The sequence below is a fragment of the Streptomyces sp. NPDC046465 genome, assembly GCF_040646035.1.
GTDB lineage: Bacteria > Actinomycetota > Actinomycetes > Streptomycetales > Streptomycetaceae > Streptomyces.
This window is the reverse complement of record NZ_JBEYZK010000014.1, coordinates 99,260-120,893: the sequence shown is the minus strand read 5'-3', so window position 1 is coordinate 120,893 and position 21,634 is coordinate 99,260. Positions and strand designations below refer to the sequence as shown.

At 70.3% G+C, this 21,634-nt stretch carries 21 protein-coding genes; 2 read left to right on the top strand and 19 right to left on the bottom strand.

The genetic code is table 11. The features are described 5' to 3' along the window. Both ABZ953_RS22725 and pyrR read right to left on the bottom strand, forming a co-directional pair. The gene (locus ABZ953_RS22725; RefSeq protein ID WP_361726912.1) at positions 1-987 is read right to left on the bottom strand and encodes an aspartate carbamoyltransferase catalytic subunit; all 987 of its coding nucleotides are present in this window, start codon (positions 985-987) and stop codon (positions 1-3) included. An 84-nt stretch (positions 988-1,071) separates the two neighbouring features. After that, positions 1,072-1,653, bottom strand: a complete 582-nt coding sequence (gene pyrR, locus ABZ953_RS22720; protein ID WP_361726705.1) for a bifunctional pyr operon transcriptional regulator/uracil phosphoribosyltransferase PyrR — start codon at positions 1,651-1,653, stop codon at positions 1,072-1,074. A 224-nt stretch (positions 1,654-1,877) separates the two neighbouring features. Here pyrR and bldD point away from each other — a divergent pair, with 224 nt between their 5' ends. Then, positions 1,878-2,378 (top strand): transcriptional regulator BldD, encoded by a 501-nt coding sequence (gene bldD, locus ABZ953_RS22715; protein WP_030787240.1) that lies wholly within the window; start codon positions 1,878-1,880, stop codon positions 2,376-2,378. Between the two features lie 199 nt (positions 2,379-2,577). Here the strand turns inward: bldD and nusB are convergent, their stop codons facing one another. The 14 genes from nusB to ABZ953_RS22645 form a co-directional block, all read right to left on the bottom strand. Continuing rightward, entirely contained in the window at positions 2,578-3,012 is a 435-nt protein-coding gene (nusB, locus tag ABZ953_RS22710) for a transcription antitermination factor NusB (RefSeq protein ID WP_361168907.1), read from the bottom strand. Between the two features lie 2 nt (positions 3,013-3,014). Continuing rightward, positions 3,015-3,581, bottom strand: a complete 567-nt coding sequence (gene efp, locus ABZ953_RS22705; protein ID WP_361726702.1) for an elongation factor P — start codon at positions 3,579-3,581, stop codon at positions 3,015-3,017. A gap of 57 nt (positions 3,582-3,638) precedes the next feature. After that, the gene (locus tag ABZ953_RS22700) at positions 3,639-4,745 is read right to left on the bottom strand and encodes an aminopeptidase P family protein (protein WP_361726700.1); all 1,107 of its coding nucleotides are present in this window, start codon (positions 4,743-4,745) and stop codon (positions 3,639-3,641) included. Between the two features lie 86 nt (positions 4,746-4,831). Next, positions 4,832-5,347, bottom strand: coding sequence for an excalibur calcium-binding domain-containing protein (locus ABZ953_RS22695; protein WP_361726698.1), 516 nt, complete (start codon positions 5,345-5,347; stop codon positions 4,832-4,834). 105 nt (positions 5,348-5,452) lie between these two features. After that, positions 5,453-6,373, bottom strand: a complete 921-nt coding sequence (locus tag ABZ953_RS22690) for a Pro-rich N-terminal domain-containing protein (RefSeq protein ID WP_361726696.1) — start codon at positions 6,371-6,373, stop codon at positions 5,453-5,455. A 161-nt stretch (positions 6,374-6,534) separates the two neighbouring features. Next, complete coding sequence (gene aroB / locus ABZ953_RS22685) at positions 6,535-7,632, bottom strand: 3-dehydroquinate synthase (RefSeq protein WP_361726694.1); 1,098 nt, start codon at positions 7,630-7,632, stop codon at positions 6,535-6,537. After that, on the bottom strand, positions 7,629-8,144 hold the full coding sequence (locus ABZ953_RS22680; protein ID WP_361726692.1) for a shikimate kinase: 516 nt from the start codon (positions 8,142-8,144) through the stop codon (positions 7,629-7,631). The genes aroB and ABZ953_RS22680 overlap by 4 nt, the downstream gene beginning before the upstream one ends. Continuing rightward, the gene (gene aroC / locus ABZ953_RS22675) at positions 8,141-9,325 is read right to left on the bottom strand and encodes a chorismate synthase (protein WP_361726690.1); all 1,185 of its coding nucleotides are present in this window, start codon (positions 9,323-9,325) and stop codon (positions 8,141-8,143) included. Before aroC ends, ABZ953_RS22680 begins: the two co-directional genes overlap by 4 nt. Positions 9,326-9,505: 180 nt before the next feature. Next, on the bottom strand, positions 9,506-10,336 hold the full coding sequence (locus ABZ953_RS22670; RefSeq protein WP_361726689.1) for a shikimate dehydrogenase: 831 nt from the start codon (positions 10,334-10,336) through the stop codon (positions 9,506-9,508). Then, on the bottom strand, positions 10,333-12,093 hold the full coding sequence (mltG, locus tag ABZ953_RS22665) for an endolytic transglycosylase MltG (RefSeq protein ID WP_361726687.1): 1,761 nt from the start codon (positions 12,091-12,093) through the stop codon (positions 10,333-10,335). Before mltG ends, ABZ953_RS22670 begins: the two co-directional genes overlap by 4 nt. A 124-nt stretch (positions 12,094-12,217) precedes the next feature. Beyond that, positions 12,218-12,703, bottom strand: coding sequence for a Holliday junction resolvase RuvX (gene ruvX / locus ABZ953_RS22660; protein WP_361726685.1), 486 nt, complete (start codon positions 12,701-12,703; stop codon positions 12,218-12,220). Then, complete coding sequence (gene alaS / locus ABZ953_RS22655; RefSeq protein WP_361726683.1) at positions 12,703-15,372, bottom strand: alanine--tRNA ligase; 2,670 nt, start codon at positions 15,370-15,372, stop codon at positions 12,703-12,705. Before alaS ends, ruvX begins: the two co-directional genes overlap by 1 nt. Continuing rightward, a complete protein-coding gene (locus ABZ953_RS22650; RefSeq protein WP_361726681.1) occupies positions 15,372-15,755 on the bottom strand; it encodes a DUF6167 family protein in 384 nt (127 codons plus the stop codon). The genes alaS and ABZ953_RS22650 overlap by 1 nt, the downstream gene beginning before the upstream one ends. 7 nt (positions 15,756-15,762) lie before the next feature. Then, positions 15,763-16,221 carry a DUF948 domain-containing protein gene (locus tag ABZ953_RS22645; RefSeq protein WP_361726679.1) on the bottom strand — a complete coding sequence of 153 codons (459 nt, stop codon included), beginning with the start codon at positions 16,219-16,221 and terminating at the stop codon, positions 15,763-15,765. Between the two features lie 199 nt (positions 16,222-16,420). Between ABZ953_RS22645 and ABZ953_RS22640 the strand changes: the two genes are divergently transcribed. Next, positions 16,421-18,553, top strand: coding sequence for an AAA family ATPase (locus tag ABZ953_RS22640; protein WP_361726677.1), 2,133 nt, complete (start codon positions 16,421-16,423; stop codon positions 18,551-18,553). On the opposite strand, the gene rpsD is transcribed toward ABZ953_RS22640, so the two are convergent. The 3 genes from rpsD to ABZ953_RS22625 form a co-directional block, all read right to left on the bottom strand. Continuing rightward, complete coding sequence (gene rpsD / locus ABZ953_RS22635; RefSeq protein WP_055563995.1) at positions 18,541-19,155, bottom strand: 30S ribosomal protein S4; 615 nt, start codon at positions 19,153-19,155, stop codon at positions 18,541-18,543. The genes ABZ953_RS22640 and rpsD overlap by 13 nt on opposite strands. 385 nt (positions 19,156-19,540) lie before the next feature. Then, entirely contained in the window at positions 19,541-20,902 is a 1,362-nt protein-coding gene (locus ABZ953_RS22630; RefSeq protein WP_361726675.1) for a replication-associated recombination protein A, read from the bottom strand. Between the two features lie 46 nt (positions 20,903-20,948). Next, on the bottom strand, positions 20,949-21,578 hold the full coding sequence (locus ABZ953_RS22625; RefSeq protein WP_361726673.1) for a vitamin K epoxide reductase family protein: 630 nt from the start codon (positions 21,576-21,578) through the stop codon (positions 20,949-20,951). Positions 21,579-21,634: the final 56 nt, after the last annotated feature.

The following is a 21,634-nucleotide window of genomic DNA, read 5'->3' as shown; positions in this document are numbered from 1 at the left end:
TTACTTGTTCTCCGAATCGACGGGCCGGGTGTGGGTGACGGCGGGCTCGTTGCCGCCCAGGAGCAGGTAGAGGACCGCCATGCGGATGGAGACGCCGTTGGCGACCTGCTCGACGACCGTGCAGCGGTCGGAGTCGGCGACCTCGGCGGTGATCTCCATGCCGCGGACCATCGGTCCCGGGTGCATGACGATGGCGTGCTCGGGCATCTTCGCCATGCGCTCGCCGTCCAGGCCGTAGCGCCGCGAGTACTCGCGCTCGGTGGGGAAGAACGCGGCGTTCATGCGCTCGCGCTGCACCCGCAGCATCATGACGGCGTCGGACTTGGGCAGCACCCTGTCCAGGTCGTACGAGACCTCGCAGGGCCACTGCTCGACGCCGACCGGCACCAGCGTGGGCGGGGCGACGAGGGTGACCTCGGCGCCGAGGGTGTGCAGGAGGTCCACGTTGGAACGGGCGACACGGCTGTGCAGGATGTCGCCGACGAGGGTGATGTGCTTGCCCGCCAGGTCCTGGCCGAGTCCGGCGTCCGGTCCGACGAGCCGGCGCCGCATGGTGAAGGCGTCGAGCAGGGCCTGCGTGGGGTGCTGGTGGGTGCCGTCGCCCGCGTTGATGACAGCGGCGTCGATCCAGCCGGAGGTCGCCAGGCGGTAGGGCGCTCCGGAGGCGCCGTGCCGGATGACGACGGCGTCGACGCCCATCGCCTCCAGGGTCTGCGCGGTGTCCTTGAGGGATTCGCCCTTGGAGACGGACGACCCCTTGGCGGCGAAGTTGATGACATCGGCGGAGAGCCGCTTCTCGGCGGCCTCGAAGGAGATCCGGGTCCGGGTCGAGTCCTCGAAGAAGAGGTTGACCACGGTGCGGCCGCGCAGGGCGGGCAGCTTCTTGATCGGCCGGTCGGCGACGCGCGCCATCTCCTCGGCCGTGTCGAGGATGAGGACGGCGTCGTCGCGGGAGAGGTCGGCGGCCGAGATGAGGTGTCGCATCATCTGCGTGTACTCCGGTGTGTGGAGGTCTGCGGGCACGCGGGCGCGCAGGGTCGTGCCCTGGGCCCGTGAGGGAGGAAGCCGGTCTTAAGCGGAGGCGGGCTTGGCGCCGAGCAGCACGGCGTCGCGGCCGTCCTCCTCGGCGAGCTGCACCTTGACCGTCTCCCGCAGCGACGTGGGGAGGTTCTTGCCCACGTAGTCGGCGCGGATGGGCAGTTCGCGGTGGCCTCGGTCGACGAGCACGGCGAGCTGCACCGCACGGGGGCGCCCGATGTCGTTCAGGGCGTCGAGGGCGGCGCGGATGGTGCGGCCGGAGAAGAGCACGTCGTCGACGAGGACGACCAGGCGGCCGTCGATGCCGTCACCGGGGATCTCGGTGCGGGCGAGGGCGCGCGGTGGATGCATCCGCAGGTCGTCGCGGTACATGGTGATGTCGAGGGAGCCGACCGGAATCGTGCGGCCGGTGATCTCTTCGAGCTTCTCGGCGAGCCGGCGGCCGAGGAAGACGCCGCGGGTGGGGATGCCGAGCAGAACCACGTCGTCGGCGCCCTTGGCGCGCTCGACGATCTCGTGGGCGATGCGGGTCAGTACCCGCGCGATGTCGGGGCCCTCGAGTACGGGGCGCGCGACAGCGGAGTCTGCGGAGTCTTTGGTGTCCTGCGTGTCCATATGAAACGGACCTCCTTCTCCGCCTCACAGGACGGACGTTAAAGGACGTCGAAATTGCGCCAGTCAGACTACCAGTACCCAAGACCTGGCACGTCATCGGGATCCACCGATGGGGCGGTAAGGACCATTCGGCTTGACGCAAGCAAGTAACGCTGCGTAACCTCACAGTGAGTTACCAGCCACGCGGCGGAGCCGCATGATTGTCGCAGCGTCCGGGGAGCTATATGTCCAGCGAATACGCCAAGCAGCTCGGGGCCAAGCTCCGCGCGATCCGTACCCAGCAGGGCCTTTCCCTCCACGGTGTCGAGGAGAAGTCCCAGGGACGCTGGAAGGCGGTCGTCGTGGGGTCGTACGAGCGCGGTGACCGTGCCGTGACCGTGCAGCGCCTCGCCGAGCTTGCGGACTTCTACGGCGTCCCCGTGCAGGAGCTCCTTCCGGGTACCGCGCCTGGTGGCGCCGCCGAGCCGCCGCCCAAGCTCGTGCTCGACCTCGAGCGCCTCGCGCACGTCCCGCAGGAGAAGGCGGGCCCGTTGCAGCGCTATGCCGCCACGATCCAGTCGCAGCGCGGTGACTACAACGGCAAGGTGCTCTCGATCCGCCAGGACGACCTGCGCACGCTCGCCGTCATCTATGACCAGTCCCCCTCGGTGCTGACCGAGCAGCTGATCAGCTGGGGCGTCCTGGACGCCGACGCGCGTCGCGCCGTCGCCCACGAAGAGGTCTGATCCCGCCGCTCAAGGCATCAGAAGAAACGTGCCGCCGGGGTGGCCGCAGCCGAAAGGCGCGGCCACCCCGGCGGCTTTTCGCATTCCCCGGAGCATTTCGCTCCGCGGCCCATTCCACTGACGGGCCGAGAGCGCCCCGGGAAAATCGGAGGGCCCGCAGCGGATTGCTGCGGGCCCTCCGATGACGTACGACGACGCCTTACGCCTCGTCCCGGCGCAGGGACGGCTTCAGGTCCTTGAAGCGCCCGAGCAGGCCGTTGACGAAGGACGGCGACTCGTCCGTGGAGAACTCCTTGGCGAGCTGGACCGCCTCGTCGAGCACCACGGCGTCCGGCGTCCCGTCGACCCAGACGAGCTCGTACGCGCCGAGGCGCAGGATGTTCCGGTCGACGACCGGCATGCGGTCCAGGGTCCATCCGACGGCGTACTGCGCGATGAGTTCGTCGATGCGGCGCTCATGCTCCGCGTACCCCTCGACGAGCTCCATGGTGTACTCGCTCACCGGCGGCTGCCGGGTGTCGGACCGCGAGTGGCGCACCCAGTCGGCGAGGACCGTCAGGACGTCGGTGCCGCGCTGGTCCGCCTCGAAGAGAATCTGGAAGGCGCGCTTGCGGGCCGTATTACGAGCAGCCACGGTTAGCTGTTCACCCGGCCGAGGTAGCCGCTGTCACGGGTGTCGACCTTGATCTTCTCGCCCGTGGTGATGAAGAGCGGCACCTGGATCTGGTGGCCGGTCTCCAGGGTGGCGGGCTTGGTGCCACCGGTGGAGCGGTCGCCCTGGACACCCGGCTCGGTCTCCTGGATGACGAGCTCGACGGCGGCGGGCAGCTCGACGAAGAGCACCGAGCCGTCGTGCTGCGCGACGGAGGCGGTGAAGCCCTCGATCAGGAAGTTGGCGGCATCACCGACGGCCTTGCGGTCGACGTGCAGCTGGTCGTACGTCTCCATGTCCATGAAGACGAAGTAGTCGCCGTCCATGTAGGAGAACTGCATGTCGCGCTTGTCGATCGTGGCCGTTTCGACCTTGACGCCGGCGTTGAACGTCTTGTCGACGACCTTGCCGGAGAGCACGTTCTTGAGCTTGGTGCGCACGAAGGCCGGGCCCTTGCCGGGCTTGACGTGCTGGAACTCGACGACGGACCAGAGCTGGCCGCCTTCGAGCTTGAGCACCAGGCCGTTCTTGAGGTCGTTCGTGGAAGCCACGGTTGCGGAATCTCCTGCACTGACTGACTGGTGGACGACCCCGGACGCCCACGCGCGTCAGAGCGCGAGCAGTTCCTTGGTCGTGATGGTGAGTAGCTCGGGTCCGCCGTCCGCCTCGGGGCGCACGACGAGCGTGTCATCGATCCGGACACCACCCCGGCCCGGGAGGTGAACCCCCGGTTCGACGGTGACCGGCACGCAGGCATCCAGTTTACCCATGGCCGCGGGCGCCAACTGCGGGTCCTCGTCAATTTCGAGCCCCACACCATGCCCAGTGAGCGGAGCGAGCCCCTCCACATAGCCCGCCGAGTCCAGTACGTGACGGGCTGCCCGGTCCACATCACGGCAGGCCGCACCGGGCAGAAGAGCCTCACGACCGGCCCGCTGCGCGGCGAAGACCAGGTCGTACAGCTCGATCTGCCAGTCGGCGGGCGACGTACCGATGACGAACGTACGACCGATCTCGCAGCGGTATCCGCGGTAGCTCGCCCCCAGGCACACGGAGAGGAAATCTCCCTCCTCCACCCGCCGGTCCGAGGGCCGGTGGCCGCCTTTGCCGGAGTTCGGTCCGGTGCCGACCGAGGTCGGGAACGCGGGCCCGTCCGCACCGTGGTCGATGAGCCGCCGCTCCAGCTCCAGCGCCAGATGCCGCTCCGTACGCCCCACGAGAATGGACTCCAGGAGCTCACCCAGCGCCTGATCGGCGATCTCGGCGGCGATCCGCAGACAGGAGAGCTCCTCCTCGTCCTTGACCAGGCGCAGCTGCTCGACAGCCGCCCCGAGGTCCGTCAGGCGCAGCCGCGGCGCGACCGATTCGAGCGCGTGGTGCCGGGCGACGGTCAGGTGGTGTTCCTCGACGGCCAGGGCGTCGAAGCCCTGGGCGACCGCGAGACCGGCCCCCGCGACGGCCGGATCGGCGCCCGGTGACGCCAGCGACCGCAGCCGCAGCGCCTCGTCGGGCCGCCCCTCGCACGACTCGTCGCCGGGCGGGCTCCCGCAGAGCAGCACGTCCTCGTCCTTGCCGACGAGGAGTACGGCTCCGGCGGGAGCGGCACCGGCGAGATAGCGGACATTGGCGGGCCGGGAGATCAACGCCGCCGCGCCACCACCGGCGGCACAGCGCTCCCGAACCCGCTCCCTGCGGACCGCGTACACCTCTGACATGGGGCGAGCCTACGAGCGCCGCGACCACACGGCCCGGCGGGCGCGTCCGACCGGGCGGTCGGCGCCGCCGAATCCCCCCGGGGCGCTCAGCTGTCGCAGCCGATCCCGTCGCCGTCCCGGTCGAGGTGTCTGCCGTAGCCGGGCTCGCCGCGATGGACCGGGGCGGCACCGGCGGCGCGGGCCTCGGCACAGTTCGCGTAGGACACGGACCCGCCCCCGCCGGACCCGGAACCACCGGAGCCGCCGTCACCCGAGCCACCCGAGCCGCCGTCACCCGAGCGATCGTCCCCGGATCCGCCGCCCGCCGGGGGCGCCGTGACCGTGACGGTCGACTTGACCGTCCTGGTCGAACGGACCGTGCGGGTCGGGGCCGGTTCGGCCTTCGGCGTCGCGGTGACGGTCGCGGTACTCGTGGCGGTCGGGGTGGGCCCCGCCTTCGCCTCGCCGTCCTGGTCGCCCCCGGCCGCGCCGATGCCGACGCCCAGGAACACGGCGAGAGCGAGGGCCGGGAGCAGATAGCGCTTCCGGGCCCACTTCGGGGCGGTCCTGGCGCCGTTCGCCGGGGTGGGTGGGGTGTGCGGTGTGCCGTACGGATTGGTCATGTCAGGCCCCCCGGGCTCATTTCGGAGGCATGACCGTAGTACCGGCGGCGGATATGTGAAGGCGGTTCGAGGACTCGGTGCCTCAACCGTGACCCATGGCCACGGCTACCACTTCGGGGGGCTCGCGATGGCGCGGGCCAGGACGTCGTCCAGGACCTGGGCCGTGGCGGGGACGTCCAGTTGGGAGTTGTCGATGATGGGGAGGCCCGAGCCGTACCAGCCGGCCATGCGGCCGTGGATGCGGGCCACTTCCTCGTCCGTCAGACGGCGGTTGCCGCAGCGCTCGGCGTTGCGCTCCAGGACGATCTCCAGGCCGGGCAGCAGGACCACCGGCAGCAGGCCGGGGCCCACATGACGCTTCCAGCCACCGAGGCCGACGACCGGCCGGTCGGGGAAGACGGCGTCGTCGAGGATGCAGGAGATGCCGTTGGCCAGGAAGTTGCGCGCGGCGAAGCCGCAGGTGCGGCGGGCCAGGCGGTACTGGGCCTCGGAGTGGTCGTTCCAGCCCGACTGGGGGTCGGCGAACCCCGAGCGCACCCATTCCCGTACGTCGTCGAGGCTGATGTGCGCGGTCGGCACGCGCCGGTGCTCGGCCCAGTACTTGGCGACGCTCGTCTTGCCCGCGCCCGCCGGGCCGATGAGCAGCACGGCGAGCGTCGTGGCGCCGGTGTCGGTCGGCGCCGTGCCCTGCGGCGGGCTCGGCATCGCGACGGGGCCGCCCGGCGGCAACTGGACGTGCCCGGTGGTGTCCGGGGGCGGCGGCACCGGGGCGGGGCCGTGCTGAGGGGGCTGGGGCGCCGCAGGAGCGTGCGGCATCGGGGGCTGACCCTGCGCCTGAGCGGTGTGCGGGGCCTGTCCCGGGGCGTGCGGGGCGGGGCCGCCCGTGAATCCGGGAGGCACCGCCGCATGCGCCGACACTCCGGGAGGCGGAGCGCTCGGGTGGTGTGCGGCCGGCGACCAGCCGGTGGCCGGTCCGTGCCCCGGCTGGTGGGGCGGCGGCAGCGGAGATCCCACTGCGTGCTGCATCCGGTGCCACTCCGTCTCGTGCGACTGACGCTGGTCGGGCGGCAGCCGGCCGCCCGTTACCGAACGGTACCGTTCCCGGCCGCCGTTGTGTGAACGGCCGGGGAGGCCAAGACGTGCCCGTGGCCGGATTACGCGGCCACGTGAAGCGTGTGCTGCTGGTCCTACTGGCCCACTTCGCCATAGGCGGCGAGCAGCACGGCCGGGTCGGGGCCCTCCAGGACGGTCGGCTTGCCGAGGCCGTCGAGGACGATGAAGCGCAGCAGGTCACCGCGGGACTTCTTGTCGACCTTCATGGTTTCCAGGAGCTTGGGCCACTGGTCGTAGCGGTAGGTCAGCGGCAGACCGACCGATTCGAGGATCGTGCGGTGCCGGTCGGCCGTGGCGTCGTCGAGGCGGCCCGCCAGGCGGCCGAGTTCGGCCGCGAAGAGCATGCCGACGGAGACCGCGGCGCCGTGCCGCCACTTGTAGCGCTCGTTCTTCTCGATGGCGTGCGCGAGGGTGTGCCCGTAGTTGAGGATCTCGCGCAGGCCCGCCTCCTTCAGGTCACCGGAGACGACCTCGGCCTTGACCTTGATGGAGCGCTCGATGAGCTCGGCGGTGTGCGGGCCCGCAGGCGTACGAGCCGCCTCGGGGTCCGCCTCGATGAGCTCCAGGATCGCCGGGTCGGCGATGAAACCGGCCTTGATGATCTCCGCGAGCCCGGAGACGTAGTCGTTCACCGGCAGCGAGTCGAGCGCCGCGAGGTCACAGAGGACTCCGGCCGGCGGGTGGAACGAACCGACGAGGTTCTTGCCCTCGGCGGTGTTGATGCCCGTCTTGCCGCCGACCGCCGCGTCCACCATGCCGAGCACCGTGGTCGGCACGGCGATCCACCGGACGCCGCGCAGCCAGGTCGCCGCCACGAACCCGGCGAGGTCGGTGGAGGACCCGCCGCCGACGCCGACGATGACGTCGCTGCGCGTGAAGCCGGACTGACCGAGGGCCTTCCAGCAGTACGCGGCGACCTCGGCGGTCTTGGCCTCCTCGGCGTTCGGCACCTGGATGGCGACCGCCTCGTACCCCTGGTCGGCGAGGTCCTGACGGAGCGCGTCGCCGGTGTCGGCGAGCGCCTCGGGGTGGATCACGGCGACCCGCTTGGCCTGGTCGCCGATGAGGCCGGGCAGCTCGCCGAGGAGCTGCCGACCGACCAGGACCTCGTACGGATCCGAACCGGCGGTGCCGCCGACGTGGATACGGGTGGGGGTCTGCTCCGTCGTCATGCTTCCTTCAACTCCAGTGCGTCGAGGACCGCTTGGGCGACCTCATCGGGGGTGCGGCCGTCGGTGGCGACGACCGCGCGGGCGACTTCGGCGTACAGCGGACGGCGGGCGTCCATCAGCTCGCGCCACTGCTTGCGGGGGTTGACCGCGAGCAGCGGGCGGGCCTGGTTGAGCCCGGTGCGCTGGACGGCCTCCTCGACCTCCATCGAGAGGCAGACCACGGGGTGCTCGCCGAGCAGTGCGCGGGTCGACTCGTCGATGACGGCGCCGCCGCCGAGGGCGAGGACCCCTGCGTGCTCCGTGAGCGCGGTCGCCACGGCGGCCCGCTCAAGGGCACGGAAGTACGGCTCACCCTCGTCGACGAAGATGTCCGAGACCTCCCGGCCCTGTGCGGCCACGATGTCGGCGTCGGTGTCCCGGAACGTGCTGCCGAGCCGGTCGGCGAGCAGCTCGCCGACCGTGGTCTTGCCCACGCCCATGGGGCCGACGAGAACGACCTGCGGCCCGGTCACCGGATCTGCAGGTTGTCGAGGTAGGACCGCACGTTGCGGCGGGTCTCGGGAACACTGTCCCCACCGAACTTCTCCGCCACCGCATCCGCCAGGACCAGCGCCACCATCGCCTCCGCGACAATGCCCGCCGCAGGCACAGCACACACATCAGAACGCTGATGATGCGCCTTGGTCGCCTCACCCGTCGCCACATCAACCGTCGCCAACGCCCGCGGCACCGTCGCGATCGGCTTCATCGCCGCCCGCACCCGCAACAACTCACCCGTGGTCAGACCACCCTCCGTACCACCGGAACGCCCCGACGTACGCCTGATCCCCTCCTCCGTGGCCACGATCTCGTCATGCGCCCGCGACCCCGGCACCCGGGCCAGCTCGAACCCGTCCCCGACCTCAACACCCTTGATCGCCTGAATACCCATCAACGCCGCCGCCAGCCGTGCATCAAGCCGCCGGTCCCAGTGCACATGCGACCCCAGCCCCACCGGCACCCCGTAAGCGAGGACCTCGACGACACCACCCAGCGTGTCGCCGTCCTTGTGCGCCTGATCGATCTCCGCGACCATCGCCTTCGACGCATCCGCGTCCAGGCACCGCACCGGATCCGCGTCCAGCTTCTCGACATCAGCAGGCGTCGGGTACACCCCGTACGGCGCCTTCGCCGCCGCCAGCTCCGTGACGTGGGAAACGATCTCGATCCCGGCCGTCTCCTTCAGGAAAGAACGCGCCACCGCACCCAGCGCGACCCGCGCCGCGGTCTCCCGCGCCGACGCACGCTCCAGGACCGGCCGGGCCTCCTCAAAACCGTACTTCTGCATCCCCGCCAGATCCGCATGCCCCGGACGCGGCCGCGTCAACGGCGCATTACGCGCCAGATCCGCCAACACCGCCGGATCGACCGGATCGGCCGACATGACCTGCTCCCACTTGGGCCACTCCGTGTTCCCGACCATCACCGCGATCGGCGAACCCATCGACAACCCGTGCCGCACACCACCCAGGAACGTGACCTCATCACGCTCGAACTTCATCCGCGCACCACGCCCATACCCAAGGCGCCGCCGGGCCAGATGATCCGCCACCATCTCCGTGGTGATCGGCACGCCGGCGGGAAGCCCCTCCAACGTCGCGACAAGCGCGGGTCCGTGCGACTCCCCCGCGGTCAGCCAACGCAACCTGCTCAACGGATGCTCCTCATGCTCGCGCCTCGAACTGCGGTCTTCGACGGCGCGGCCGGGTGCGCGGCCCTGGCCCGCCACCCCTGATCCTCCCACGACCTGAGCCGGGAACCGGCGCCCGGTCCATCTGGCGGACGGGCCTCGACCAGGGCGCGACCGGGGCGCGGGCCGGGCCCGACCAGGGGCCTACCGTGCGGCGAGTGCGTGCTCCCCGGCCTTGCGCATGGCGTCCAGCGGCGCGGGGGTGCGCCCCGTCATCTGCTCGGCCTGCAGCACCGCCTGGTGCACGAGCAGGTCGAGCCCGCTGACGACCGCTCCGCCGTACGCCGACCAGCGGGCCGCGAGAGCGGTGGGCCACGGGTCGTACAGGACGTCGAAGAGGGTGGCGGGACGCTCGGGCACGAGACCGGACAGGGCATCCGTGGTGCCCGCCGGGGTCGTGGCGATCACCAGGGGGGCGGTCAGCGCCTCCCTGGCGTCCTCCCAGGCCTCGGTCCTGACCTCCACGTCGAGCCGCTCGCCCCACTGCCGCATCTCGGCGGCGCGGGCGTCGCTGCGCACGTACGCGGTGACCTCGCCGGTGCAGATGCGGGCCAGGGCGGCGAGCGCCGACGACGCGGTGGCGCCCGCGCCGAGGATCGCGGCGGAGTCGACCTGTTCGATGCCGCGTTCGCGGAGCGCGGCGACCATGCCGGGCACGTCGGTGTTGTCGCCGACCTTCCGGCCGTCCTCCGTGAACACCACCGTGTTCACGGCCTCGACGGACGCGGCGGTCCCGCTGATCTCGTCGAGCAGCGGAATGATCGCCCGCTTCAACGGCATCGTCAGCGAAAGTCCCGCCCATTCGGGGCCGAGCTCCCCGATGAACCCGGGCAGCGCCGCCTCATCGATCTCGAAACGGTCATAGGACCATTCGCTCAGACCCAGCTCCTCGTATGCCGCGCGATGCAGCACCGGGGAGAGGGAATGGGCGATCGGGGAGCCAAGGACTGCGGCTCGTCGCTGCTGCGCGCTCATTGCCCCTTCAGGTATTTCTCGCGGTTCCGGTTCTGCTCTTCGTTCGTCTCCGCGAAGAGCGTCTTGTCCTCGCTGACGGAGACGAAGTAGTACCAGTTGCCCTTGGCGGGATGGAGCGCCGCATTCAGCGCGACCTCACCCGGGTTGCTGATCGGTCCCGGCGGCAGACCCTTGATCTTGTACGTGTTGTACGGGTCCTCGAGCTTGCGGAGCGCGTCGACCGTGCCGGTGCCGAGCTTGGACTCGCCGCGCAAGTAGTTCACCGTCGAGTCGAAGTCCAACAGACCATATGTCTCGGTGTTGTTGGGCTTCAGACGGTTGTAGACGACCGTGGAGACCTTTTCGAAGTCGTGCTTGAACTTTCCTTCGGCCTGGACGAGGCTCGCCACGGTGAGAACCTGCAGCGGGTCCTTGAGGTTGAGTTCCTTGGCCTTCGACTGGAGGCCCAGTTCGTCGTACTTCGCGCTGGCCTCGGCGACCATTTTCTTGAGGACGTCCGCAGGCTTCTGGCCCTTCGCGACCGGATAGCTGGAGGGGTAGAGGAAGCCTTCCAGGGGGTCCTTGATGTCCTTGTTGCTATTCGCCCAGGAAGGAAGTCCGAGGCTCTTCCAGTCCTTCTTGGCGACCTTTTCCGTGGTGCCGTTGTCGACCTTCAGGCGTTTGTCGATCTCGGCGTAAACCCATGCGTTCCGCCGACCCTCGGGAATGATGAGGTTGCTGCGGCTCTTCGGGTTGAGCATCAGCTCGACCGCGCTCGCGGCCGACATTCCCTTTTTCAGCGTGTAGACGCCGGACTGAATCGACTGGCCCCGCGAATGCTTGCCCTGCGCGGACACGAAGGCGTCGACGCTCTTGACGACTCCGGCTGCCTTGAGCTTTCCGCCGATCTCGTAACCACCGGCATCCTTGGGAATGTCGACGGTGACCGTCCCCGAGCCCTCGCCCGCGTAGTCCGGCGCCGTGCCGAAACGATCCTGATAGAACTGGTAGCCGAAGTAGCCGACCCCGCCGAGACCGCCCGCGAAGACGATCGTGACGACCAGACAGGCGCAGCCGCTGCGGCGCTTCTTGCTCTTCTTGCCGCCACGTCCGCCGCGCCGGTCGCCTCGGCCACCCCGGCGGCCGGGCTCGTCGTCATCGTCGTGCTCGTCGTCCTCGCTACCCGCGAAGAACGCGTGTTCGCCCTGGTCGGGGCCCGGGTCCCAGTCGGTCTTCTCGGAGCCGGGCTCGGGCGTCGGGGAGCGACGGGCCGGCGGCTCCGGCGGTGCGTAGGCATCGGGGGTGGCGTAGTAGTCGTGGTTCTCCGCGCCGTAGCCACCCTGCTGGCCGCCGTAGGGGTCCATCGGATCGCCGCCATACGGGACCTGGCCCTGTCCGCCGGTGTCCCAGCCGCCGTTGTAGCCGTGGTCGGGCCCGCCGCCGTATCCCTGACCGGCGCCCGCACCGTACCCCTGGCCGGGATCACCGTTGTACTGCTGTCCGGGATCGCCGTTGAACTGCTGCTGACCGCCGTAGGACTGCTGGCCGTTGTACTGCTGCTGGTCGTAGGACTGCTGCTGACCGGTGCTCCAGTCGCCGCCGTACTGCGACTGGTGCGGCTGCTGATGCTGGTGCGGCTGCTGCGGGTGGTACTGCCCCTGGCCGCCGTAGGTGGACGTGCCGCTCGCGGGCGCCTGTCCTCCCCATCCGCTGTCCCCGTACAACGGGTCCTCCGGATGCCACGGTTCGGAGCCTGGGCCCCGGCCATACTCAGTCATCGATCCCCTACATGCCGCGAGGCGGGGCCGCCGTCGGGATGGCCGGGCAACCGTTCCGCCTCTTGATGCTGTGCGGCAGTTGTTCGAACACCGCCGCATCGCGCGGAACGTTACCGTATCGCGATCAGATGACCACTTCGACGCCCTCGCCGGGAGCTTTACCTGACGCCCGTTCGGACTCCAGGGCCTGCTGAAGAATGATGACCGCGGCCGCCTGATCGATCACGGACCTGCCCTTTTTCGACTTCACGCCGGAGGCGCGCAGGCCCTGACTGGCCGTCACTGTGGTCATCCTCTCGTCCACGAGCCTCACCGAAATGGGGGCGACCATGCGGGCGAGGTCGTTGGTGAATACGCGGATCTTGGCGGCCGCCGGGCCCTCGCCCCCGTTGAGGGAGCGAGGGAGGCCGACGACGATCTCGATCGGCTCGTACTCGTCGGCGAGCTGCTTCAACCGGCGCTGCGCGGCCGGGACATCGCGCCCCGGCACCGTCTCGACCGGCGTGGCGAGGATCCCGTCGGGGTCGCACGAGGCGACCCCGATCCGGGCGTCACCGACGTCGATCGCGAGGCGTCGACCCCGGCGCATGCCCTGGGCAGGCTCGGTCATCAGGCCGTCTCGGTGACGAGGCGCTCGACGGCGGCGATCGCGTCGGGCACGGCGGCCGCGTTCTGGCCGCCGCCCTGGGCGACGTCCGGCTTGCCGCCGCCACCGCCACCGAGCGTCTTGGCGGCGGTGCGCACCAGGTCACCGGCCTTGAGACCACGCTCACGCGCGGCTTCGTTGGTGGCGATGACCGTCAGCGGGCGGCCGTTGGCCGTGGTGAACAGGGCGACCACGGCCGGGCGGTCGCCCTGGATGCGGCCGCGCACGTCCAGGACCAGCTTGCGCAGGTCGTCGGCGCCCGTGCCGTCCGGCACCTGGCCGGTGACGAGGGCGACACCGCGTACGTCCCGAGCGGACTCGACGAGACCGGCGGCGGCCTGGAGGACCTTCTCCGCGCGGAACTTCTCGATCTCCTTCTCGGCGTCCTTCAGCTTGGCGAGCATGCCGGAGATCTTCTCGGGAAGCTCCTCGGAGCGGCCCTTGACCAGCTCCTGGAGCTGGGCGACGACCGTGTGCTCCTTGGCGAGGTAGCTGTACGCGTCGACGCCGACCAGCGCCTCGATGCGGCGCACGCCGGAGCCGATGGAGGACTCGCCGAGCAGCTTCACCAGACCCAGCTGGGCGGTGTTGTGGACGTGCGTGCCGCCGCACAGCTCCTTGGAGAAGTCGCCGATGGTGACGACGCGCACGCGCTCGCCGTACTTCTCGCCGAACTCGGCGATGGCGCCCTGCTTCTTCGCCTCGTCGATCGACATGACCTCGGCCTGGACGTCCAGCTCGTGGGCGAGGACCTCGTTGATCTTCTGCTCGACGTCCGTCATCACGGCCGTGGGCACGGCGGACGGCGAACCGAAGTCGAAGCGGAAGCGGCCGGGCTGGTTCTCGGAACCGGCCTGGGCGGCCGTCGGGCCGAGCGCGTCGCGCAGCGCCTGGTGCGTGAGGTGCGTGGCGGAGTGGGCGCGGGCGATGGCGCGGCGGCGGTGGGCATCGATCGACGCCCAGACCGGGGCGCCGACGGTGATCTCGCCGACCTGGACGACACCCTTGTGGACGTGCACGCCGGGCACCGGCTTCTGCACGTCGCGGATCTCGACGACGGCACCGCTGTCCAGACGGATGCGGCCGGTGTCGCCGATCTGGCCGCCGCCCTCCGCGTAGAAGGGGGTGCGGTCGAGGACGATCTCGACCTCGTCGCCCTCGGTGGCCGCGGGCGAGGAGACGCCGTTGACGAGGAGGCCGACGATCTGGGCCTCGTTCTCCGTGAGGGAGTAGCCCGTGAAGTCGGTGGCGCCCGAGGCGTCGGCGATCTCACGGTAGGCGTGCAGGTCGGCGTGGCCGGTCTTCTTGGCCCTGGCGTCGGCCTTGGCGCGGTCCCGCTGCTCCTTCATCAGGCGGCGGAAGCCGTTCTCGTCCACGGAGAGGCCCTGTTCTGCGGCCATCTCCAGGGTGAGGTCGATGGGGAAGCCCCACGTGTCGTGCAGCAGGAACGCCTTGTCGCCGGAGAGGACCTGACCGCCGGCGGCCTTGGTCTCGGTGACAGCGGTGTCGAGGATGTTCGTGCCGCCCTTGAGTGCCTTGAGGAAGGCGGCCTCTTCGGCGAGGGCGACGGTCTCGATGCGCTTGCGGTCGGTGATGAGCTCGGGGTATTGCTGCCCCATCGTGTCGATCACGACGTCGACGAGGTCCTTGACGACCGGTCCGGTGGCGCCCGTCAGACGCATGTTGCGGATGGCGCGGCGCATGATGCGGCGCAGGACGTACCCGCGGCCTTCGTTGCCGGGCGAGACGCCGTCGCCGATGAGCATGGTCGACGTACGGATGTGGTCGGCGACCACGCGCAGGGAGACGTCCGAGCCGTGCTCGGCGCCGTACCGCACGCCGGTGAGCTCGGTGGCCTTGTCCATGACGACGCGCAGGGTGTCCGTCTCGTACATGTTCTGTACGCCCTGCAGGATCATCGCGAGGCGTTCGAGGCCGAGACCCGTGTCGATGTTCTTCGAGGGGAGCTCGCCGAGGATCGGGAAGTCTTCCTTCCCGTCGCCCGCGCCGCGCTCGAACTGCATGAAGACCAGGTTCCAGATCTCCACGTAGCGCTCGTCGTTGACGGCGGGGCCGCCCTCTTCGCCGAACTCCGGGCCGCGGTCGTAGTTGATCTCGGAGCACGGGCCGCAGGGTCCGGGCACGCCCATGGACCAGAAGTTGTCCTTCTTGCCCAGGCGCTGGATGCGCTCGGCCGGTACGCCGACCTTCTCGCGCCAGATCTGCTCGGCCTCGTCGTCGTCGAGGTAGACGGTGATCCACAGGCGCTCGGGGTCGAGACCGAAGCCGCCCTTGTCGACCGGGCTGGTGAGCAGCTCCCAGGCGAGCGTGATGGCGCCCTCCTTGAAGTAGTCGCCGAAGGAGAAGTTGCCGCACATCTGGAAGAACGTGCCGTGGCGCGTGGTCTTGCCGACCTCTTCGATGTCGGGTGTGCGCACGCACTTCTGCACGCTGGTGACGCGCGGCGCGGGCGGCTTGACCTCACCCAGGAAGTAGGGCTTGAAGGGCACCATGCCGGCGGGGACGAGCAGCAGAGTCGGGTCGTCCGCGATGAGCGACGCCGAAGGGACGACGGCGTGCCCGCGCTCCTCGAAGAAGCTCAGCCAGCGGCGGCGGATTTCAGCCGACTCCATCAGTGGTCCTCATTCCGGTTGTACGAGTGCGCCGTGTTCTCGACGGACTGCGTCTTCTTCTTGTCGTACTCGTTGGTGCTCTTGTTGGTGCTCTTGTTGCTGCTGTGGTTCTCGATGACCGCGAAGCGGCGGTGCACGGGGAGCTCCGTGTCGGGGTGGTTCCGCAGGCCCAGCGCCTCGCCCAGCTCCGCCTCGCGCTCGGCCATGCCGTCGCGGATGTCGAGCGCGAAGTCCTTCAGGCGGTGACCCGTCTCGATCGCCTTGTTCGCGGCCTGCGCGGCGAGGCTCTCGGGGGTCAGCTGCTTGAGCTTGCGGTTGACCTTGGTGGTGGCCCATACGCCGGCGGCTGCGCCCGCGGTGAACCAGAACGTACGGCGGAACATCGCTGCGTCAGTCCCTCTTACTCCGGTTGGCCCGCTTGGTCCGCCGCGCGGACGGGACGGTGCGACCCACGATCACCGTACGACGGGACGGCTTGGCGGGCATGTCGTTTGCTTCGGGGCCGGGCTTGCGGCTGATGGCCCTGCGCACGCCGTAGCCGAACGCGGCCACCTTCACGAGGGGGCCGCCGAAGGTCGAGGCGACCGTCGTGGACAGCGCCGACGCGTTCGACGTGACTTCCTGGACGTCGGAGGCAATGGCGTCGACCCGGTCGATCTGGGTCTGCGCGGAGCGCACCGCGGTGGAGGCGTCGGCCAGGAGGGGGACGGCCTGCTCGGTCACGTCCGCGACGAGCTTCGTGGTCGCCCTGAGCGTCTGGGCCAGCCTCGCCAGTGCCACCGCGAGGAAGGAGACCAGGATCGCCCAGAAGACGGCCACCAGGATTCCGGCAACCTCTCCACCCGACACTTGGCACCGCTCCCTGAATCTCGTCCTGGACTTCGCGCTCGAACTTCGCACCCGAACTTCGTACCCGAACATCAAAAAAGTCGTTCTCCGACCCTATCGCGCCGGGGGCGCCGCTCCGTACCGCATTCCCCTTGACCGCCGCAGGAGTTGTGCGAAGTGATTGTACGGAACGCTTACGGCTGAGTACGCTCCGTACCCCATGCGACCCATTCCGTCCGGCAATCTCCCCCTGGAACTGAACGCCTTCGTCGGGCGCGGCACCGAACTCGCCGAGCTGGCGACGGCGTTGGAGGCCGGGCGGCTCGTCACCGTGACCGGGGTGGGCGGAGTCGGGAAATCGCGCCTCGCCGCGCGGGCCGCGGCCCGGAGCACACTGCCCGACGGCGCCTGGCTGGCCGATCTCACGGCGCTGCGGGACCCGGACCTGCTCGAGCACGCGGTCGCCGAGGCCCTGGAGCTGACGGACCACACGAAGCGGCCGCCGCGCCAGGTCCTGCTCGGGCACCTCGCGGAGCCGGAACTGCTCCTGGTCGTCGACGGTTTCGAGCACCTGGTCGACGCCTGCGCCTCGCTGGTGCGCGACCTCCTTACACACTCCCCCGGGCTGCGGGTGCTCGCGGTGGGCCGCAGGCCCCTGGAGACCGGGGGCGAGCGGCTCTTCCCGCTCGCGCCGCTGCCGGGACCGGACGCGGCGGCGCTCTTCACCGACCGGGCGACGGCCGGACTGCCCGGTTTCGCCGTCGACGACGGAAACCGCTCGGACGTCATGGAGCTGTGCCGCCGCCTCGAAGGGCTTCCGCTCGCCGTGGAGCTGGCCGCGGGCCGGCTGCGGGCCCTCTCCCCCGCGCAGTTGCTCGCCCGGCTCGACGACCGGTTCCGGCTCCTGACCGGGGCCCGGCGCGATGCGCTGCCGCGCCACCAGACGCTGCGGACGGCCATCGGCTGGAGCCACGAGCTGTGCACGCCGCGGGAGCGGCTGCTGTGGGCGCGCCTCTCGGTGTTCGCCGGACAGTTCGACCTGGAGGCGGCCGAGTACATCTGCGCCGGGGACGGTCTGCACGCCGAGGACGTGCTCGATGTGCTCGACGAACTCCTCGCCCAGTCCGTCGTGACCCGTGAGGAGTGGCCCGCGGGCGTGCGCTATCGCATGCTCGACACAGTCAGGGCCTACGGTGGCGACTGGCTGGAGGCGGCGGGTGAGACCGCGCGGCTGCGGCGCAGGCACCGCGACTGGTACATGGGGCTCGCCACCTGGTGCGAGCTGGACTGGTTCTCGCCGCGCCAGCCGCAGGTCGCGGCCCTCGTCGAGGTCGAACTCCCCAACCTGCGGGCCGCGTTGGAGTTCTGTCTGACCGAGCCGGACGAGGCCCACCTGGGGCAGTACCTGGCCGGGACGCTCTGGTTCTACTGGGTCGGGTGCGGGCGGCTCGCGGAGGGCAGGCACTGGCTCGACCGCGCCCTGGAGCTCGAAGGCGGCCACGAGGACTCGCGGCTCAAGGCGCTGTGGGTGCTCGGCTACGTGGCCGTGCTGCAGGGCGACACGATCGCCGCGCTCGCCGCCCTGCACGAGTGCCGCGACGGGGCCGAGCGCGCGGGCAGCGCCGTCGCCGCGGCGTACGCGGAGCACCGCATCGGCTGTCTCGCCCTGGTCACGGGCGACCTGCCGCGCGCGGAGACACTGCTGCGCTCCGCCCTGGAGCAGTACCGGACGATCGGCGAGCTGAACAGCAACGTCCTGATGGGGCAGACCGAGCTGGCCATGGCGCTGGCCTTCCGCGGCGAGCTCGCCGACGCGGTGGAACTCTGCGAGCACGTGCGCCTTGTCTGCGAGGACCACGGCGAGCGCTGGGCCCTCGCGTACGCCCTCTATGTGCTCGGCTACGCGGCCTGGACCCGCGGCGAGGCGGAGAGGGCGCGGGAGCTGGTCGCCGAGTCACTGGATCTCGACCACCGCTTCCACGACCTGCTCGGCACGGTGCTCTCCATCGAGCTGCTCGCGCTGTTCACGGCGACGGAGGGCGATCCCGCGGAGGCCGCGGTGCTGCAGGGCGCCGCGGACGGCATCTGGCCCTCGGTGGGTCTTCCGCTGTTCGGTTCGGTGCACTTCGGCGGGGCGCGCGCACTGTGCGAGGAGCGGGCCCGCGAGGCGCTCGGCGACGAGCGGTACGAGGAGTGCGTGCGGGTCGGCGCGGGGCTCGACCTGGACGCGGCGGTGGCGAGGGCGCTGCGCACGGGCCCCGGAAACGACCGAACCCGCCGCCTGCCCCGCCGGGAAGGGCGGGGAGGCGACGGGCTGAAGCAGGGTGAGCTACGTCCGGGTCAGCGGGCGTAGTACTCGACGACGAGCTGCTCGTCGCAGATCACGGGGATCTCCTTGCGGTTCGGGTCGCGGTCCAGGCGGAAGGCCAGGGCCTTCAGGTTCACCTGGAGGTAGCGCGGGGTCTCGCCGTCGGGGGCGAAGCCACCCTCACGCGCGACCTGGAACAGCGGCTTCTCGCGGCTGCGCTCGCGGACCATCACGACGTCGTCGGGACGGACGCGGTACGACGGCTTGTCGACCTTGCCGCCGTTGACCTCGATGTGGCCGTGCACGACCATCTGGCGGGCCTGGTAGATCGTGCGGGCGATGCCCGAACGCAGGACCAGGGCGTCGAGACGACGCTCCAGCTCGATGACCAGGGCCTCACCGGTCTTGAGCTGCGTCTTGGACGCACGCTCGTAGGCACGGACGAGCTGGCGCTCGGAGAGGTCGTACTGCGCACGCAGGCGCTGCTTCTCGAGCAGACGGACCTTGTAGTCCGAGTTCTGCTTGCGCCCACGGCCGTGCTCGCCCGGCGGGTAGGGGCGGGCCTCGAAGTACTTGACGGCCTTCGGGGTCAGCGCGATGCCGAGGGCACGCGACTTCTTGACCTTGGGGCGGGACTGGTTCGGCATGAACCAACCTCTCTGTTCATTGTGAAATCGGCTTCACCAGTGGTTAGGGGAGGTCGCATCCGCAGCCTGGGAAACCTCAGGAACCCCGGGCTCGAAAGCCATGGGCCGTGAGGCAGCCGCTCCCTGGTCTGGGCACTATGTGCAGCACGCGAGTGGCCCACCGACCGATTCCCGGAGTACGAGATGGTGGTGGGCTGCCCGCGACACCTTCGACGGTGCGCGACGCTCCTGGATCCCCGGTGCCTCGCGGCGGTGGGGTTCCGGCTGGATGTCCCGTTCTGGTGGCGCCGGTACGAGACCGGCACGGGACGCAGCACTCCGGGCAAGTGTACCGGGTGTGGCGGGGTGCCTCAGCCCGGGGCCTCTCCGGCCCGGCCCGGTCCGGCTAGCTCTCGGGCTGATCGCCCTTGAGGCGGGCGCGGACGCGGTCGACCACGTCGGCATACCGCGCCTCGGCGCCGTATCTCGTGGGTCGGTAGTAGCGCTTGCCCTCGACGGTGTCCGGGGCGTACTGCTGGGCGGCGATGCCGCCGGGGACATCGTGGGGGTACACGTACCCCTGGGCGTGGCCGAGCTTGGCCGCGCCCTTGTAGTGACCGTCACGCAGGTGGGGCGGGACGGGGCCGGCGAGGCCGCCGCGGACGTCGGCCTGGGCCTGCTGGATGGCGATCGTCGCGGCGTTCGACTTCGGGGCCAGGGCGAGGGCGATCGTGGCGTGGCTGAGGGTGAGCGCGGCCTCGGGGAAGCCGATCATGGCAACGGCCTGGGCGGCGGCGACCGCGGTGGGCAGGGCGGTCGGATCGGCGAGGCCGATGTCCTCGCTGGCGGAGATCATCAGGCGCCTGGCGATGAAGCGGGGGTCCTCGCCCGCCTCGATCATGCGGGCCAGATAGTGCAGGGCCGCGTCCACGTCCGAGCCGCGGATGGACTTGATGAGGGCGCTCGCCACGTCGTAGTGCTGGTCGCCGTCCCGGTCGTACTTCACGGCGGCCCGGTCGACCGATTCCTCCAGGGTCTGGAGGGTGATCTCCTTCTCGCCCTGGGCGAGGGCCGAGCCCGCGCCCGCCTCCAGGGCCGTGAGCGCGCGCCGGGCGTCACCGCCCGCGATGCGCAGCAGATGCTCCTCGGCCTCCTCGGGCAGCTCGACCGCGCCCCCGAGGCCACGCTCGTCGATGAGCGCCCGGCGCAGCAGGCCGCGCAGGTCGTCATCGGTGAGCGGTTCGAGGGTGAGCAGCAGGGAGCGGGACAGGAGCGGAGAGATGATCGAGAAGTACGGGTTCTCCGTGGTCGCCGCGATCAGCGTGACCCAGCGGTTCTCCACGGCGGGCAGCAGGGAGTCCTGCTGGGCCTTGCTGAAGCGGTGGATCTCGTCGAGGAAGAGGACGGTCTCCTTGCCGTGACCGCCCATCGCCCTGCGGGCCCCGTCGATGACGGCGCGCACTTCCTTCACGCCCGCGGTGATCGCGGAGAGCTCGACGAAGCGCTTGTTCGTGGCCTTGGAGACGACGTACGCAAGGGTGGTCTTGCCGATGCCGGGCGGGCCCCACAGGAAGACCGAGGAGGGCCCCGCGGGTCCTCCCGCGCCCTCGCCCACCAGGCGGCGCAGGGGTGATCCCCGCTTCAGCAGATGCTGCTGGCCGACGACTTCGTCGAGGGTGCGCGGGCGCATCCGGACGGCCAGGGGACTGCTGGACGGGTCCTTTTCCTGGCGGTCTTCGGCTGCGGCGGTGAACAGGTCGGGCTCCACGTCAAGAACCCTATGTCACCCCACTGACAATCCCTCCGGGGCCCGGTCAGGCCCAGAGGTCGGCGCCCCAGCGCGTGAGGATCAGCATCGCGATGACGCCGATGTGCATCACGGGCAGGGCCCAGGTGAAGTCGGCCAGGAAGCTCTTGGCCCAGCCCGGCGCGGGCAGGAAACCGGCCCGGACGTTGAAGGACGTGACGTACCAGAAGATCAGGAGCGTGACGGTCCAGGCCAGGCAGCACCAGAGGCAGAGCGCGTTGATGTGGTAGAGCGACTGGATCATGAGCCAGGTGCAGAACGCGACGCCGAAGAGCGCGCCCGCGTTGAACGTCAGCCAGTACCAGCGCGGGAAACGGGCCCGGCCGAGCAGGCTCACGCCGACGCAGATCACGATGGCGTAGGCGACCAGGCCCAGCATCGGGTTCGGGAAGCCGAACGCCTCCGCCTGCTCGCTCTTCATGATGCTGCCGCAGGCGACGACGGGGTTGATGCTGCAGCCCGGCTGGAAGTTCGGGTCCTTCAGGAGCTCGAACTTGTCGAGCGTGATGATCCAGGACGCGAGCAGACCGCCCGCACCCGTGATCACCAGAAGCAGGGCAAGCGCGCGGCTGCCGCCGACGGCACCGGGAGCGTCCGCACGGCCCCGGTCATCCAGGGCGTCGTCCTTCGCTGACATCGTTTTGCTCATCATGCCGTTCCGTCGCTTGTGGGGCCGCGGGCACGCACATTGTG